This is a genomic window from Acinetobacter sp. AOR12_HL (genome assembly GCF_027855275.1).
Lineage (GTDB): Bacteria > Pseudomonadota > Gammaproteobacteria > Pseudomonadales > Moraxellaceae > Acinetobacter > Acinetobacter baumannii.
In genome coordinates, this window is the sequence record NZ_JAKTIJ010000039.1 from 193,223 (window position 1) to 208,951 (window position 15,729).

12 protein-coding genes are annotated in these 15,729 nt (G+C 39.6%); 6 read left to right on the plus strand and 6 right to left on the minus strand.

The genetic code is table 11. The features are described from left to right. Positions 1–3 precede the first annotated feature (3 nt). Positions 4–546, minus strand: a complete 543-nt coding sequence (locus MKL36_RS17775) for a cysteine hydrolase family protein (protein WP_021510200.1) — start codon at positions 544–546, stop codon at positions 4–6. 105 nt (positions 547–651) lie between these two features. Here MKL36_RS17775 and MKL36_RS17780 point away from each other — a divergent pair, with 105 nt between their 5' ends. Next, positions 652–1,065 (plus strand): Lrp/AsnC family transcriptional regulator, encoded by a 414-nt coding sequence (locus MKL36_RS17780; RefSeq protein ID WP_001019415.1) that lies wholly within the window; start codon positions 652–654, stop codon positions 1,063–1,065. A gap of 93 nt (positions 1,066–1,158) precedes the next feature. Here the strand turns inward: MKL36_RS17780 and sfnG are convergent, their stop codons facing one another. Beyond that, positions 1,159–2,271 carry a dimethylsulfone monooxygenase SfnG gene (gene sfnG / locus MKL36_RS17785; protein ID WP_000192764.1) on the minus strand — a complete coding sequence of 371 codons (1,113 nt, stop codon included), beginning with the start codon at positions 2,269–2,271 and terminating at the stop codon, positions 1,159–1,161. Positions 2,272–2,315: 44 nt separating this feature from the next. After that, positions 2,316–3,053, minus strand: coding sequence for an FMN reductase (gene msuE / locus MKL36_RS17790; protein ID WP_000145704.1), 738 nt, complete (start codon positions 3,051–3,053; stop codon positions 2,316–2,318). A 376-nt stretch (positions 3,054–3,429) separates the two neighbouring features. On the opposite strand from msuE, the gene MKL36_RS17795 reads away from it, so the two are divergent. Continuing rightward, entirely contained in the window at positions 3,430–4,080 is a 651-nt protein-coding gene (locus MKL36_RS17795; RefSeq protein ID WP_001023261.1) for a response regulator, read from the plus strand. 42 nt (positions 4,081–4,122) lie between these two features. On the opposite strand, the gene MKL36_RS17800 is transcribed toward MKL36_RS17795, so the two are convergent. After that, the gene (locus MKL36_RS17800) at positions 4,123–4,890 is read right to left on the minus strand and encodes a hypothetical protein (protein ID WP_001026735.1); all 768 of its coding nucleotides are present in this window, start codon (positions 4,888–4,890) and stop codon (positions 4,123–4,125) included. Between the two features lie 393 nt (positions 4,891–5,283). Further along, positions 5,284–8,781: a hybrid sensor histidine kinase/response regulator gene (locus MKL36_RS17805; protein WP_001089744.1), complete on the minus strand. Its 3,498-nt coding sequence runs from the start codon at positions 8,779–8,781 to the stop codon at positions 5,284–5,286. A gap of 183 nt (positions 8,782–8,964) precedes the next feature. Between MKL36_RS17805 and MKL36_RS17810 the strand changes: the two genes are divergently transcribed. The 4 genes from MKL36_RS17810 to MKL36_RS17825 all read left to right on the plus strand — a co-directional run bounded on the left by MKL36_RS17810 (position 8,965) and on the right by MKL36_RS17825 (position 14,007). Beyond that, the gene (locus MKL36_RS17810) at positions 8,965–9,297 is read left to right on the plus strand and encodes a DUF485 domain-containing protein (RefSeq protein WP_000372818.1); all 333 of its coding nucleotides are present in this window, start codon (positions 8,965–8,967) and stop codon (positions 9,295–9,297) included. 1 nt (position 9,298) lies between these two features. Next, positions 9,299–11,014, plus strand: a complete 1,716-nt coding sequence (locus tag MKL36_RS17815; RefSeq protein ID WP_000871878.1) for a cation acetate symporter — start codon at positions 9,299–9,301, stop codon at positions 11,012–11,014. Between the two features lie 167 nt (positions 11,015–11,181). Further along, positions 11,182–11,874: an ion channel gene (locus tag MKL36_RS17820; protein WP_001256565.1), complete on the plus strand. Its 693-nt coding sequence runs from the start codon at positions 11,182–11,184 to the stop codon at positions 11,872–11,874. A gap of 165 nt (positions 11,875–12,039) precedes the next feature. Next, complete coding sequence (locus tag MKL36_RS17825) at positions 12,040–14,007, plus strand: BCCT family transporter (protein WP_001139472.1); 1,968 nt, start codon at positions 12,040–12,042, stop codon at positions 14,005–14,007. Positions 14,008–14,065: 58 nt separating this feature from the next. Here MKL36_RS17825 and omp33-36 read toward each other — a convergent pair whose 3' ends face one another. After that, a complete protein-coding gene (omp33-36, locus tag MKL36_RS17830; RefSeq protein WP_000733010.1) occupies positions 14,066–14,947 on the minus strand; it encodes a porin Omp33-36 in 882 nt (293 codons plus the stop codon). Between the last annotated feature and the right edge of the window lie 782 nt (positions 14,948–15,729).

The following is a 15,729-nucleotide window of genomic DNA, read 5'->3' on the forward strand; positions in this document are numbered from 1 at the left end:
TGTTTAAAATTTTGCTAGAAATTCAGCAGTATTTTGTACGCTTGCAAACATACCAAGAGCAGCTAAAAAAGCAGTTTGTACATCTTCGGCTTTAACAGTTTTTCCGTTATGGCTTAAATCACGGGTCGCAGTGGCATCTCCAATTAAGATGGGTTGATAACCTAACTCTTTGGCTGCACGTGTGCCAGAATCAATACAAATATGTGTCATCATGCCTGTGATCACGAGTTGTTCAATTTGATGTGCTTTTAAAAGTTCTTTTAAATTGGTTTCTAAAAAACTGTTTGGATAATGCTTTGTCACGATTAATGAATCACTGCCAGCACTGAGTTCTGGATGAAGTAACACACCTTCAGTATTTTCTTGAAAGAAGCTGGCTTGTGGCGGGTTAATATGTTGCACATAAATAATCGGTAAACCTTTTTCATTAAAATATTGCTCGAGCTGTTTTATTTTATCGAGCGCTTGATCTGGTCCAACCAATTCCATTTTGCCATTTTTAAAATAATCATTTTGTACATCGATAACTAATAGTGCTTGTTTCATGAGAATACTCTTGTTGGTATAAGATAAAACAAGGTTATTCTCTGCCCGCAAAATCGGCTATAGTCCTATGAAAGCATTATCGCCAGTTTTCTTTCGTTATGAAAAATGAATATTGAATTAGACCCTATTGATCTAAAAATTATTGCATTGCTTAAGCAAGATTCTCGCTTAACAAATAAAGAAATTGGGCAGCGTGTTCATCGGACAGGACAGGCAGTAGGAGCGCGAATTGCTCAGTTAATGGATGCAGGCGTTATTAAAAATTACACCATTGCTGTGCAATACAGGCATAAACAATTTATTCATTTGCATTTAAATGAACAACGCTCCTTTGAAGAAATTGAAAATTTAGTGAAGCAATATGAACAAATCGATGAGTGCTTTAAAGTTATGGGTAATGCTTGTTATATGATCGTTAGTCATTTCGAACCAGCAGAACTCAATGCTTTTATTGAAGTCCTCTCAAAATGGTGTCGTTACTCAGTTGAAACTGTCATTCGAGAAGTAGAGAAAGCTTAAAAAAAATAAAAGCTCCAAGCCGAGTCTTGGAGCCAATATGTCTTTATTTTTATTTATTGTTTTTATTGTCTTGCGCTGTTTTAACTGGAGGTTTTAGGCTGATTTAGCTTGAATTTCTACCTCCTTTTCCTGTTGTAGTTCTAACTGACGAACGAGCGGCAGAACTTTTTCACCAAAGTATTCCACCTCTTCAATAAAGTGTAAGAAACCTGAAAGAACCAAGTCGACACCTACATTTTTAAGCGCCACAATACGCTCTGCAATTTGCTGAGGTGTACCAATTAAATTGGTTTTAAAGCCATCGTTATATTGAACTAAATCTTCAAAAGTTGATTTTGCCCAGTTGCCTTCTTGTTCTGGTGAAGCAGCACCCGCTTCACGAGTTGCATCGCCAAACGCATTTACTGCTTCTGTGTTGGCTTTATCAATAATTTCTTGAAGTACTGCTTTTGCTTCTTCTTCGGTATCTCGAGCAATAATAAAAGCATTTACCCCAATTTTAACTTGATGGTTATTGGCTTTTGCTTTGGCTCGGATATCTTCGACCTGTTTTTGAATTTCTTCGACGGTATTACCGTTGGTAAAATACCAGTCAGACACACGAGAGGCCATGTCACGTGCGGCACGTGAACTACCACCTTGAAAGACTTCAATATGTGGTTTTTGCAGAGGTTTTGGCTTAAGTGTGTAGTTCTGGAATTGGTAATACTTACCATCGAAACTATAGTTATCTGTGGTCCAGATTCCTTTTAGCGTGCGAATAAACTCTTCAGAGCGAACATAACGCTCATCATGCTCAGGCCATTCTTCGCCAATCGCATCAAACTCACCTCTGAACCAGCCACTTACCACATTAATGGCAATACGACCTTGAGTTAGATAATCAATCGTTGCGAGTTGTTTAGCTGCAAGTGCCGGTTTCCAAGGGCCGGGCAGAATAGCCGCAATCACTTTAAGTTTCTCAGTTTTTGCAAGTAATGCATGACTGAAACTCACAGATTCATGCTGGTTTTCTGCCCCGTACCCTGCCGTAAAACGAATTTGGGTGAGCGCATATTCAAAACCATTGTTTTCGGCTGCCTGTGCAAGTCGAACATTGTAGTCATAACTCCAGTCTGTACGCTGTTCGATGTTACTTACGACAAGGCCACCGCTTACATTTGGTACCCAATAAGCAAATTTAATTGGTTGTTGTAATTGCGTCATGGTGCTCTCTCCCCATTCGTTATTTTTATTTAGCTATATTGCGCTTAGGCAACATGCGTTAATGATTTACCGGACTTATGATGCAAACGAGATTCTGCTGCATCGAGATTTGGTACAGCTGCTGAAGGCAATACTTCTTCTTGCTCAATTTGCTTGTTAATACCGAGCTCTTGATTCGCTTGCTGAGATTTAGGTTTAACCACTTCAGCACGTTTACCTTTCGCTGGTGCCCATTCTAAAATTGGCAATGCACGCGCTACGGCTAGCGTAATACGGTCAGATAACTGTTCACTTTTCACCGTATATTCAGGAGTAAAGTCGCGATCTGTTGCGTATACGCCAATTGGTAAAGTTTGCGCCTGAAAGAAGCTAAACAATGGGCGAAGCTGATGCTCTAGTACTAATGCATGACGATCACTACCACCTGACGCAGCTAAAAGTACAGGTACATCTACTAATGCAGTTTGTTCAACGAAGTCAAAAAAGTGTTTGAAAAGGCCTGTAAAAGAAGCACGGTAGACAGGCGTACCAACAATTAAGGCATCTGCTGCTTCAACCGCTGCAAGGTCATCTTGTACGCGCTGCGGAAGCTGGTTGCGATAAAATGCGCCGCCTAATAAGGGCCCGATTTCACTCAATTTAATAAAGTGAACTTTAATATCAATTGCTTCAGATAACTCATCAAGAATGGCCTGAACCAGACTTTCGGTTTTAGATGGCGTATTCAAACCACCAGAAACAGCAACAATATTTAAGGGTTTTGATGATGCGATACCAGTCATGATTTGGTTCCTAAGCCTAAAAAAGAAGATTGGACTTATTAATCAACAATGCTGGCGAACTGTAAAATAACGAAATTGGTCAACCTTATCAGTTTTAAATATAAAACCCGAATAGTTGTTTTTTATTATTTAATAGTGAGTTAAATGTCTGTTTTTATTTTATATAATTATTGATGATATATTTTTTAGAATAAAAATAAAGCTTATATAAAAAACAGATTAATTTTGATTAAAAGGTAAAAAACATCTGCAAATCGGAGCAAAGGTCTGTATTTAACAACATTTTGCATAAAAATGGATAAGATGAGCATATCTTTCATCTAAATAGTAGGGTTACAATAGGCCATACTTATGCTCAAGATTACTTTAATCGCTTATGAATATTTTAATCGTTGATGATCATCCTTTGTTTCGTCATGCTTTGATTCAAGCAGTACGTTATAGCCTGCCGCAGGCACAAATTCATGAAACAGCTTCGGTTGATGAGTTTTATGAGCGTTTGGAAAATGGGGCAGAACCTGATCTGGTATTACTCGATTTAAACTTACCGGGTGCTTCAGGCTTTTCGGCTCTGGTCTATGTAAGAGCACAATATCCATCTATTCCTATTATTGTGGTTTCTGCACACGAAGAAGCGTCAATTATTCAACGTGCAATTGCGCATGGTGCAATGGGTTATATTCCTAAATCGGCTCATCCAAGTCATATTGGTGAAGCAATCCGTCAAGTGTTAGATGGGGAAATCTGGTTACCGCCAAACTTGCCATCAAATATTAATCTTGACCCGAGAGCGGCAGATGAAACTGCTTTGGCTGAACGTATTCAGTCGTTAACGCCTCAGCAATTCCGAGTTTTGATGATGGTTGCAGAAGGTTTATTAAATAAACAAATCGCTTATGAACTCGATGTTTCAGAGGCTACTATCAAAGCGCACGTAACCGCTATTTTTAGAAAACTAGGCGTACAAAATCGTACACAGGCTGTATTGGCAATTAGTGCATTAAATATTGAAGATAAAAAAATCTAAAATAAAAAAGACCTCAATTGAGGTCTTTTTTATATGTTCCACTTAGGCAAGGCAATCTTGCTTAGGTGTTAGGCTGTCGCAGTACAGTGGGTTAAGCGCACATTGCAAATCATCAATTTGTTCTTGGGTCACATAGCCTTTGCTTTTTAAATATTCAGCCACGCGGTCATCACGCAAGCTTAAGAAAGCCGCATCATAAACACCTAAATCAACAAAGAGAGCTGCGGTTTCTAGGCTATTGAACCGGTCAAGGAAAATATCATTGCCATACATTAAGAAGATATGGTCAAGTTTTGCTTTTTCATCTACATGCAAACGTTCAGCAAGTTGATGTGGAGGTGTCTTAATAAACAGCAAGTCAGAAAGCTCATCGAACTGAGTCATATCTAACTGGTTTTCTCCGAGTTTGACATGACCAAGCCAAGCCTTGAAAACCAGAACAGCACCACCGCGTAGAAGCATACTCCAGATTTGATGGCGTGTTTCATGATCAAGGTTTTCACTTTCAGCAGTAAGGACTTTTAAGAAGTTCTCTTCTTGTTGCGCTAATTTATCAAATAAACCTAAGCCTTGCGGATGATAGGCAGCAGGCGCAAATACATCAAAATTTAGATCATGAAATACATTAAGTGCGAGAGGTACAGCACACTGATAAATAGTATTGAGTGCTTTGATATGTGCTTCGCTCAGCTTGCTATGCGGAAAAATACTTTGCCAATCTAACTCAGGAAGTAGGGCATTGGCACTGTATTGACGATAAAATTGTTGAGACGAGAGTTGCCCTTGTGGGGTGTTATCAGAAATATTCATGGCAGTTATCCTTTGCATTCATTCTAGAGCAGTGAAGCTATATAGATTGGAAATCGATTTGATAATTCGTTATACAATTTAAAAATTCGTTTTGAATATTTATGTGTCATGAAGAATGCAAGTAGAATACGACTAAAGTCGTATAAGGTGATTTTTTGTAGATAATCTATTATAAAAACAATGATTTATTAAATTGTAACTAAGTATACAAGTGTTCACTTACAAAAAAGGTGGGCTTTGCCATAGAAAAAAAGGCATTGGAAATTTTGGTCAATGATTTACTGAGTAAAAGTAGACTTTTTGAGCAGTTCTGCCTATTGGCTTAAATTCAGTCAAACATTTTTGCCAAGAACCGCTCCCCAAAATTATTAAAGGTTGGGAAGCGATAAATGATTAGTCTGTCGTGCTGGCAATTTTAAGCCCAGATAACCATGCTCTTAATGAAGCAGGTTTTAACGGTTTTTTGAGTAAAACAATATTCAGTTCTTTTAATTGCTGCGGTAACTCTGGGTGCGAGTCCGCTGTGATTAAGGCAACAGGAACATCTTCTTGACGATTTTGAGTAATAAAATCAACGCCAAGTTGATTGTGGTTTAAATGCTGGTCAATGAGCCAAACCTGAATATTCTCTTTTTGAATAATTTCTAGCGCCTGTTCAGGTTCAGTCGCTTTGAAAACTTGATAACCCCATCTTCCTAATAAACTACTCATTCCTTCAAGAATAGTTTCATCATTGTCTAGGCACAAAATACGGTAGGCTTTAGTTTTTAAAGGTACGGCTTGTACAGCTGGTGTTGCAACTTTTGGTGGCTCGACAATAGGTACTTCAATCATAAAGCATGAGCCTTTGCCCAACTCTGAGTAAACATGAACAGGGTAATTTAGCAAACCTGTCATACGTTGTACGATGGCAAGTCCTAGCCCTAAACCTTGTTCACCCCAAGGTGATAAATGCCCACAGCGCTCAAACTCTTGGAATAGCTTAATCCGTTGTTCTTCGGCAATACCAGGTCCAGTATCCCAAACCCCAATTCGAATATGTCCAGACTGCTGCGCAGAGCGGAGTACACCCACCACCACTCGACCTTTGGCGGTATAACGCAAAGCATTACTGACAAAGTTTTGGATAATACGACGAATCCACTGCGGGTCGGTATCGATCCAGAAAGACACATCGTGGACTTTCAGTGAGATATTTCGCTGAGCAGCGATCGATTTAAACTGCAACTCAAGATCACTGAGTAAATCATGCAACGGATAAGGTTGTCTTTTTGGCTGTATGGTGCCGCCTTCCAAACGCGCAATATCGAGTAGGGCAGAGAGCATACTTTCTGCTCCATAGAGTGCTCGGTCAAGTTGTTGTAGGGTCTGGCGGTCTTCTTCGGTCGAAATACTTTGCTCAAGAACGGTACTAAACAGACGAGCAGCATGCATAGGCTGTAATAGATCGTGACTTGCCGCGGCAATAAATCGACTCTTTGACATATTGGCCATATCGGCTTGTTCACGTGCAAGCTGTTGTTCAGTTAAGGCATCGGCAAGCTGTTGTGTTCTATCTTTTACGCGGGCTTCAAGCACGGCTTCGTTCGCACGGAAGGCCGTAATATCGGCAAATGTCGTTACAAAGCCTCCACCTGCGATTGGATTTCCTCGCATTTGAATTACACGGCCATCTTTACGAATACGTTCAAATTCATGAGCACTTCCCACTTTCATCCAGTGAAGACGTTTACGCACATGTTCTTCAACTGAACCGGGGCCACATTCACCGCGCTCGGCGTTATAACGAATGAGGTCGGCAATTGGGCAGCCCACATAAACGAGGTCTTTTGGGTAACCAAACAGTTTTAAATATTGATTGTTCCATGCGACCAAACACATATTTTTATCAACCACGCTTACCCCTTGGGTCATGTGGTCAATCATGGTCATAAGAAGGTTCTGATTAAAACGTTGCCACTGCGATGCTTGGTCTAAAATATTAGCCACTTGCCCTAAAGCGAGACCGTTATTAATCATTGCTGTTGTGAGCAACGTACGTGCAGAAGCGGCACCGATAATACCGGCCAGATATTGCTCGGTAAAACGCCACCACATGCCATTGGCAATACTATTTGGGTTGAGGGTGAGGTGATTTTGCTCACAAAAATTTTCGAACGCTTGCGTAGTGGGTTGCTCACCCGTAATTCTTTTGGCTAGGGCAAATAAATCACCCACTTTTAAGCGGGCCGCATCATGAGGAAGATAGGTTAAATCAGTAGAGGTGTGCGGTGATGGTAAAGGCTTTGTTTCATAATAAAAGAAGCTTTCTGCCTGAATTTGTTCAGCGACACTTGGCCGATAAATTTTTGAAATCCAAATGTACAAAACAATATTTAAACCGAGTGACCAAATAACACCGTGAGTTAAAGGTGCAAATGACTCAAAACCAAATAAAGATTCTGGGCGTAGGGCATTAATGCCGAAAGGACCGAAAAGTAAAATACTTTGAGCAGTTTCCTGATAGGCTTCAGGCAAGCTACGCAAAATAGTTGGAAATAGTAATGTATAACTCCACATTAAAAATCCAATAATAAGTCCTGCATAGACACCCTGACGACTTCCGCCACGCCAATACAAACCACCAATCAGGGCAGGTGCAAACTGTGCTACAGCACTAAAGGCCAATAAGCCGAAAACTGAAAGTTGGTTAATGTCATTAAAGAAATGGAAGAATAAAAAGCCAAGTAGCATCACCGCAACAATACTGATACGGCGGCTAAATTTAAGAACTTTAGGTAAATGCTTATCGTGACGTGACAGCAACTTAAATCGCCATAGAGCAGGCATAATCAAGTCGTTACTGAGCATAATAGACAATGCTACTGATGACACCAGTAACATACCTGTTGATGCAGAGAACCCGCCTAAAAAGGCCAGTAATGCCAGCCACTCTTGGTTATAACTTAAAGGCAATGACAGCACAGCCACATCAGGCACAGTCAGAAACTTCGGTGCGGCATGTAAAGCCCAGCTTGCAATCGGAATAATGGCAAGAATAGTTAAAATGAGATAAACCGCGAACCATTTACGAGCGCCGCGAATATGCTTCTCATCGCGGAGTTCGACCACAGCCACGTGGAACTGACGTGGTAAGCAAATAATAGCTAAACCTGCCAATAATGTTTGAATCCAGAAAGTTTCGGGTACACCAAAGAGCTGAACTTCCTGAAAAGTTTGGTTTACATCAGAGGTCATTTGGCTCAGGTTGGCCGGTGATTCAAAAATAAAAAATAAAGCGACACAAAGTAAGGCAAATAACTTCACAAATGATTCAAATGCAACCGCAAGCATGAGGCCGCCGTGTTGCTCCGTGTTTGCAATCTGCCTTGTACCAAAAATCATGGCCAAAATCGCAAGCACACTGGTGAGCAATAATACGCTGTTAGTCGTCGTATGAATATGCGAGCTTTGCTCCATAATGACCGAGGTACTTAACGCAATCGCACGCAGCTGTAACGCGAGGTAGGGGATAATCGCAATAACGGCAAGAATAGTGACCAACGATGCGAGTACACCACTTTTACCATAGCGCGCCGCGACAAAGTCAGCGATTGACGAAATCGCATGATGCTGACGAACTCGACCTAGACGCCGCCAGATATCATAACCAAACCAGACAAATAACAGTGGACCTAAATAAATAGGTAAGAAGATAACGCCTTCACGTACGGCAGCCCCAGTTGCCCCATAGAATGTCCAAGAGGAACAATAGACACCTAAAGTTAAGCTAAATAAAAACATACGGCCACGCGTGCTAAGACGACTGGCATGCTTCTCACCAAAAAAAGCACAGACAAATAAAAGCGCAATATAAAGAGTGAGCACCCCAATAATCAGCCAGCTGTTCATATGACCTACATAAGTGAAACCTTATGCCTATCATAACCCAAGCCGAAACAAAGCTATAAATTGATTAAATTTTAACGACCAAAGTCTAAGTTACGACTGAGCTGGAATCTTGCTAACTTTAATAATGAAAAAATACATTAAAAAAAAGTGACCAAGGTTGGGCACTATGTAAGGAGTTTGGTTATGGATCAAAGCCAAGTAGAACAGATTCTACGTAATCCAAAGTTTCAAAAAATGGTCAAGAAAAAAAGTGCATTAAGCTGGACGCTCACAATCATCATGTTAGTGCTTTATGTGGGCTTTATGCTACTTGTGGGCTACAACAAAGAATTTTTGATGAGTTCCTTTAGTGGTGGTGTAACGACATGGGGGATCCCGCTAGGTTTAGGAATTATTGTTTTATCTTTCCTACTTTGTGGTGTGTATTCCTATATCGCAAATAATACCCTTGACCAATTGAGTGAAGAAGCGTTGAAGGAAGTTGAAGCCATCACGCATGAGAAAGGACTACACTAATATGAAATGGAATTCATTCAAAGCGAAAGCCTTATTGGCAGCAGCATCGCTATATTCAACTGTTGCTATGGCAAGCCCGGACTTAGGTGAAGCAGAACAGCAAGCTACCAACTGGCATGCCATTATCATGTTTATCATCTTTGTTGGCTTTACCTTGTTTATTACCAAATGGGCGGCTAAACAAACTCAATCGGCGCAAGACTTCTATACTGCTGGTGGTGGGATCAGTGGTTTCCAAAACGGTTTGGCGATTGCGGGTGACTATATGTCAGCAGCGTCATTTCTTGGTATTTCTGCAATGGTGTTTAGCTCAGGTTTTGACGGCTTGCTTTATTCACTCGGGTTCATGGTCGGTTGGCCAATCGTTTTATTCTTGGTGGCAGAACGCTTACGTAACCTTGGTAAATATAACCTTTCAGATGTAGTGTCATTCCGTCTTGAAGAAAAACCAGTTCGTACTTTAGCTGCTTTCAGCTCGCTTGTTGTAGTCGCATTCTATTTGATTGCACAAATGGTAGGGGCAGGTCAGCTCATCAAACTATTATTTGGTTTGAACTATAACATTGCAGTTGTGATTGTCGGCTTGCTCATGATGGCATACGTTATTTTCGGCGGCATGCTAGCAACCACATGGGTACAAATCATTAAAGCAGTGATGTTATTAAGTGGTGCAACGTTCATGGCCTTTATGGTGATGAAAGCGGTTGGTTTCAGCTTTAGTAACATGTTCACCCAATCAATTGAAGTGTTCAGTAAAGTTCATGATGTAAGCTTTGAAGATGCTGCAAAAATTATGGGACCAGGTAAACTTGCCGCAAACCCGATTGATGCCTTATCTCTTGGCTTGGCACTCATGTTTGGTACAGCAGGTCTTCCACACATTCTTATGCGTTTCTTCACGGTAAAAGACGCAAAAGAAGCTCGTAAATCGGTTGTCGTTGCAACAGGCTTTATTGGTTACTTCTATCTTTTAACTTTCATTATTGGTTTCGGTGCGATCCTTTTCGTATCAAACAACCCGCAATTCCTTGATGTTGCGAAAATGGCAATGACCGGCAAACTTGAGCTTGTTGGTGGTAACAATATGGCAGCCGTGCATTTAAGTGACGCTTTAGGCGGTGACTTATTCATGGGCTTCATTTCAGCAGTAGCGTTCGCAACGATCCTTGCTGTTGTTGCTGGTTTAACACTTTCAGGTGCATCTGCGATCTCACACGATTTATACGCTAACGTATTTAAAAAAGGTCAAACCACGCCAGCTTCAGAGCTTCGCATGTCAAAAATCGCGACGCTTGGTTTAGCAATCTTTGCCATGATTTTAGGTATTTTGTTTGAAAAGCAAAACGTAGCATTCATGGTAGGTTTAGCATTCTCTGTAGCGTGTTGTGCAAACTTCCCAATTCTTGTTCTTTCAATGTTCTGGAAAGGTTTAACAACTCGTGGTGCGGTCATTGGTGGCGTAGTTGGTCTTGTAACAGCGGTTGTACTCATTATTCTGTCTAAAGCAGTATGGGTAGATACTTTAAAAATCTCTGATACCCCAATTAACCCGTTCAATGGTCCTGCATTATTTGCAATGCCTTTGTCGTTCCTTTGCTGCTGGTTCTTCTCGGTAACTGACAGCTCAGCACGTGCGAAAAAAGAACGCGCTTCTTTCGACGCTCAATATGTTCGTTCAATGACAGGTATTGGTGCTTCTGGCGCATCAGATCACTAATCAAAATATATTGAACATCACAAAAAAGCCCTACGGGGCTTTTTTTATTTATCTCATAAAGTGTATTGAAAGAAGCTCCTTAATAAAGAACAACTTGTTTATCCTATTTTTTGTACAGTATGATTTTCTATAATCCAAAACATAATGAAAAAATGGAAAATAATTAAATGCGATCTATCATTGAATTCTGGTCGAGCTTTCGATTGTTGCCTTCTGCATGGCTGCTGTTGGTACAATTCATTTTACTTATTCTGGCTATGCTGACTTTTGATAACGAGGCTTATAGGACCTTAACTTGGGCGCTAGGGGTACTTGCATTACTCATTATTGCTAAAGTTATTCGCCAAACACCTATGTTCACTTTTCTGGGGCTCGCATTTGTCAGTGGGGCAATTATAGCTTCGGTCTTTATTTTATTAGGCTATAGCAATTTAACCATCCAGATTTTTGCCCATAGCTGTGAAGCCTTAGCTTACTTTTCGGCTGCTTATGGTTTATTTCGCTATATGTTTGCCGACCGATATTTAACCCGCGATGAGTTGTTTGCAGCTGCCGCAGTTTTTACCTTGCTGGCTTGGGGATTTGCATTTTTATATAACATTTGTCAGTTACTCATTCCTAATAGCTTTCAAAATCCAAACCACATCCATCACTTACAAACTTGGTTAGATTTACTGTTTTTAAGCTTTAGTTTGCAGTCAGCTACGGGACTGTCTGACTTAATGCCCCTTAGTCCACCAGCACGTGTTTTAGCGATGTTACAGATGTTTTGTGGAGTGATGTATTTAGCCCTAATAGTCACGCGTTTAATCGCTTTACAATATATTAAGCACACGCCTAAAAAGAATTCTGATAAATAAAGAAGGAGATGTTTTAATTTATTTACACCTTTGTAACTGCAATATTATTTAAGTTTATTTAAAGTATTATCGGCTTTCTCTATTGAAAGATATAACTTTGTTCATTCCTGAATGTCTTTATTGGCTTTAAGCCTGTCATTTTCATTAAAATAACATGGAGGATTTATGCCTTCCAAACAAGCGAGTTGGTTCGCAAATGTTAATCCCAATGTCTTTTTGGGTACGGTCATTATTATTGCTTTGTTCTTAGCAGTTGTTGTGATCGCTCCGAGTTCTTTTGAACTTCTCACGCAACAGTTAAAGCAGTGGATCACCGATTCTTTTAGTTGGTTCTATGTCTTATCGGTTGCCTTCTTTCTTATCCTACTCATTTATATTGCCTGTTCTGCGATTGGACGTATTAAATTAGGTCCTGACCATAGCCAGCCCGAATATAGTAACGGATCATGGTTTGCCATGTTGTTTACTGCGGGTATGGGTATTGGCTTAATGTTCTTTGGTGTGGCTGAACCTGTCATGCACTATGTCAACCCACCAAGCGGTGAGCCGCAGACAATTGAAGCAGCACAACAAGCTTTACGTGTAACCTTTTTCCACTGGGGCTTACATGCATGGGCAATTTACGCCGTGGTCGGTTTAGCATTAGCTTATTTTGCTTATCGGCATAATTTACCGCTAAAAACCCGTTCAGCACTGTATCCACTGATTGGTAAAAAGATTTATGGACCGTGGGGCGACAGCATCGATATATTTGCGACCATTGGTACGGTATTTGGTGTAGCGACTTCTCTCGGATTTGGTGTTACCCAGATTAACTCTGGTTTACATTATCTATTTGGTATTGAGCAAAGCACCACTACTCAGGTTTTACTCATTATTTTTGTGAGTATTCTCGCTTCATTATCTGTGTTCTTAGGACTAGATAAAGGGGTCAAACGTTTATCAGAGCTAAACTTAGTATTAGCTTTAATATTATTAGTATTCGTTTTTATCGCTGGCCCTAGTATTTATTTACTTCAGACCACTATTCAAAACACTGGGCAGTATATCTCTAACCTTTTTACCATGACATTCAATTTATATGCTTATCAGCCGAATGGATGGATTGGGGGATGGACTATTTTATATTGGGCTTGGTGGATTTCTTGGTCGCCATTTGTAGGTATGTTTATCGCAAGGGTTTCACGTGGTCGTACCATTCGAGAATTTATTGTTGGGGTACTCCTCATTCCAACAGGCTTTACCATTATCTGGATGGGCTTTTTAGGAAATGCCGCGTTATTTAGCATTATCCATGAACATCAAACCACTTTAATTCAGGCTGTTCAGCAAGACTCGTCAGTTGCTCTATTTGAGTTTTTAGGACACTTGCCATGGTCAGGTGTCATGAATATTCTGGCGACTATTTTGGTGGTTTTATTCTTTGTGACTTCTGCTGACTCAGGGGCATTGGTTACTGACTACTTAACAGCAAAAACAGAAAATTCACCTACTTGGCAGCGCCTGTTCTGGACAGTGCTTATGGCGGTGCTGGCTATTATTTTACTCTTGGTGGGCGGTCTTGCGGCGCTTCAGTCTTCAATCATTATGAGTGCGTTGCCTTTTACCGTAGTCATGCTGTTAATGAGTTGGGGCCTAATAAAAGCCTTGCATCTTGATGTCACTAAAATGATAGCAATTCAAGAGGCTCGCATTACACCACGTGCCATTCATAACCCTAGAAGCTGGCAGCAGCGTCTTGGTTTAATCATGCATTATCCTCATAGTGAAGAAGAGGTGAAGCAATATATTGAAAAGCAGGTTTCACGTGCTTTTGAAAATATTCAGCATGAGTTTAGACGCCGTCATCTTGAGGTGTCGATTAGTGAAGTGGAAGATGGAATGCAGCTTCGAGTCGATCATCATCATGAAATTAATTTTATTTATAAAGTTGTTTCACGTGAAACAGTACCTCCAAGTTTTTTAATTGGTCGTACAGAAGCAGAAGACGGTCAGTATTTTCAAGCTGAGGTATTTTTGAGAGAAGGCGGACAAAACTATGATGTAATGGACTGGACTCAGGAAGATTTGATTCAGGATATTATTGATCAGTACGAACGTCATTTACATTTCTTAAATATCGTACGCAGTTAATAGTCATAAAAAAAGGACTCAATTGAGTCCTTTTTTTTAATTCAATTTCTAAATTAAATTAGAAACGGAATTTAGCATTTAAGCCGATAGTTTGTGTATCACGTGGGTTGCCATCTTTCGCATTTGCTTTAACGAAGTCAGCACCAACTGCTACAGCAGGAGTGATGAAGTATTGAGTGTGACCACCCCAAACATGGTCGTAACCAGAATTAAATGCAGACACATCCGCAAAAGATGCACCAACACTTAACTTAGGAGTTACGAAAAGGTCAGTTTTCATACCGTAAGCGTTGTCTTCAGCAAATACACCAAATGCTTCAAAACCAATAGCCATGTTAGTGCCATCGATGTTGCCAACATATTTAGTACGAGCAGTTACAGCATCTTGTTTTTCATCAATAGCAACTGATTCACCAACTGCTTTAGCGATTCCGTATTTGTTAACACCGAACGCATCTAAAGAAATTTGATCAGCAACGCTTGTATAACCAACTGCAACTAAGAAGTTAGGTAACAACATTGCACCAGCTTCTAATGCATAACGGTCACCGTTGTCATCGCTCACGCCATCTTTAAAATCATTGATAGTGTGGTTATAAGATGCGCTAGCATAAACTGGTAAGTAAGGAGTTGGAAGGTATGCTTCACCTTTAACACCATAAGTATGAGATTCAACATTTACAGTGTCTTTCTCATCATATTTGATATAGTTATAAGCAACAGAAACGTTAGATGCTTGGTTTAAGAAAGCTGCTTCAGCTAAAGGACCTTTAGATGCATCAACATTTTTGAAGTAATAAGTACCTTGAGCAGTACCAGTGAAGTTTTTATCATTTGCAGTTGTGTCAACATATTCAGATTGACCTTGAACTTCAAATTGATAAGCATGAGCACCGGTCATGGCTAATAATACAGCAGTGGCTAAACCAAGTTTTTTCATAATCATTTCCAGCATTAACAAGAGATAAAGCTGGGGTCATTGTATTGTAACAATTTATGAAGTCAATAATAGATGAAACGTAATGTTAAGGAAATTTGACACTTATGTTAAAAATGGTTAAAAAAACAACAATTGAAGTGTATTATGTCAACCTGCTAAAAAAATGAACATTAACAAGAGTCTAAACCTTAAGTTTCATAGGGAATTGACACTAAATAGTTTAAAAATAATTACATTTACAATTGGAAAAAGCGATTTTATTAATCGGTTTTAACGTTAATTTATTTGTCGACTTGTTTAATAAATAGTCACTCAAACATTATTCTTTTTTCAATTTTGCTGTATTTTGAGTAATAGTTAACACTATTTTGATAAGTTCATCTAAATAATCTATCTATTTTGAATTATTATATAATTGAATAAAGCAAAGAAAATATGTTTTTAAACTAAAAAAACGATTAAAAAATTAATTCTGATCAATTTAATCAACTTTACAAAATTAGAGATAAGTCACACAATTCAATTGCAAAGTTCACTATCTAACATTTTTTAGAGTTGGAAGTGCTTTCCCAGATACGATGTGTTATCACATCAGACTTTACGAGCTCAGCTTTCCCCAAGGTTGAGCTTTTTTTTATCTATAAGAAAACATTAATATTTATTAAAAAAATACATGAAATTTCTTCTATTGAGTGTGTATAAAAAAGAACCCAGCTGAGGGCTGGGTTTAGGATGCTGGGAGAAACATCCAAGAGGAAAAAGAAGCTAATTATAGGATTGCT

Coding starts and splice junctions, on each gene's coding strand:
- MKL36_RS17810 (WP_000372818.1), top strand. CDS start 8,965: ATGGATCAAAGCCAAGTAGAACAGATTCTACGTAATCCAAAGTTTCAA.
- sfnG (WP_000192764.1), bottom strand. CDS start 2,271: ATGACGCAATTACAACAACCAATTAAATTTGCTTATTGGGTACCAAAT.
- omp33-36 (WP_000733010.1), bottom strand. CDS start 14,947: ATGAAAAAACTTGGTTTAGCCACTGCTGTATTATTAGCCATGACCGGT.
- MKL36_RS17805 (WP_001089744.1), bottom strand. CDS start 8,781: ATGAACAGCTGGCTGATTATTGGGGTGCTCACTCTTTATATTGCGCTT.
- MKL36_RS17815 (WP_000871878.1), top strand. CDS start 9,299: ATGAAATGGAATTCATTCAAAGCGAAAGCCTTATTGGCAGCAGCATCG.
- msuE (WP_000145704.1), bottom strand. CDS start 3,053: ATGACTGGTATCGCATCATCAAAACCCTTAAATATTGTTGCTGTTTCT.
- MKL36_RS17775 (WP_021510200.1), bottom strand. CDS start 546: ATGAAACAAGCACTATTAGTTATCGATGTACAAAATGATTATTTTAAA.
- MKL36_RS17795 (WP_001023261.1), top strand. CDS start 3,430: ATGAATATTTTAATCGTTGATGATCATCCTTTGTTTCGTCATGCTTTG.
- MKL36_RS17825 (WP_001139472.1), top strand. CDS start 12,040: ATGCCTTCCAAACAAGCGAGTTGGTTCGCAAATGTTAATCCCAATGTC.
- MKL36_RS17820 (WP_001256565.1), top strand. CDS start 11,182: ATGCGATCTATCATTGAATTCTGGTCGAGCTTTCGATTGTTGCCTTCT.
- MKL36_RS17780 (WP_001019415.1), top strand. CDS start 652: ATGAATATTGAATTAGACCCTATTGATCTAAAAATTATTGCATTGCTT.
- MKL36_RS17800 (WP_001026735.1), bottom strand. CDS start 4,890: ATGAATATTTCTGATAACACCCCACAAGGGCAACTCTCGTCTCAACAA.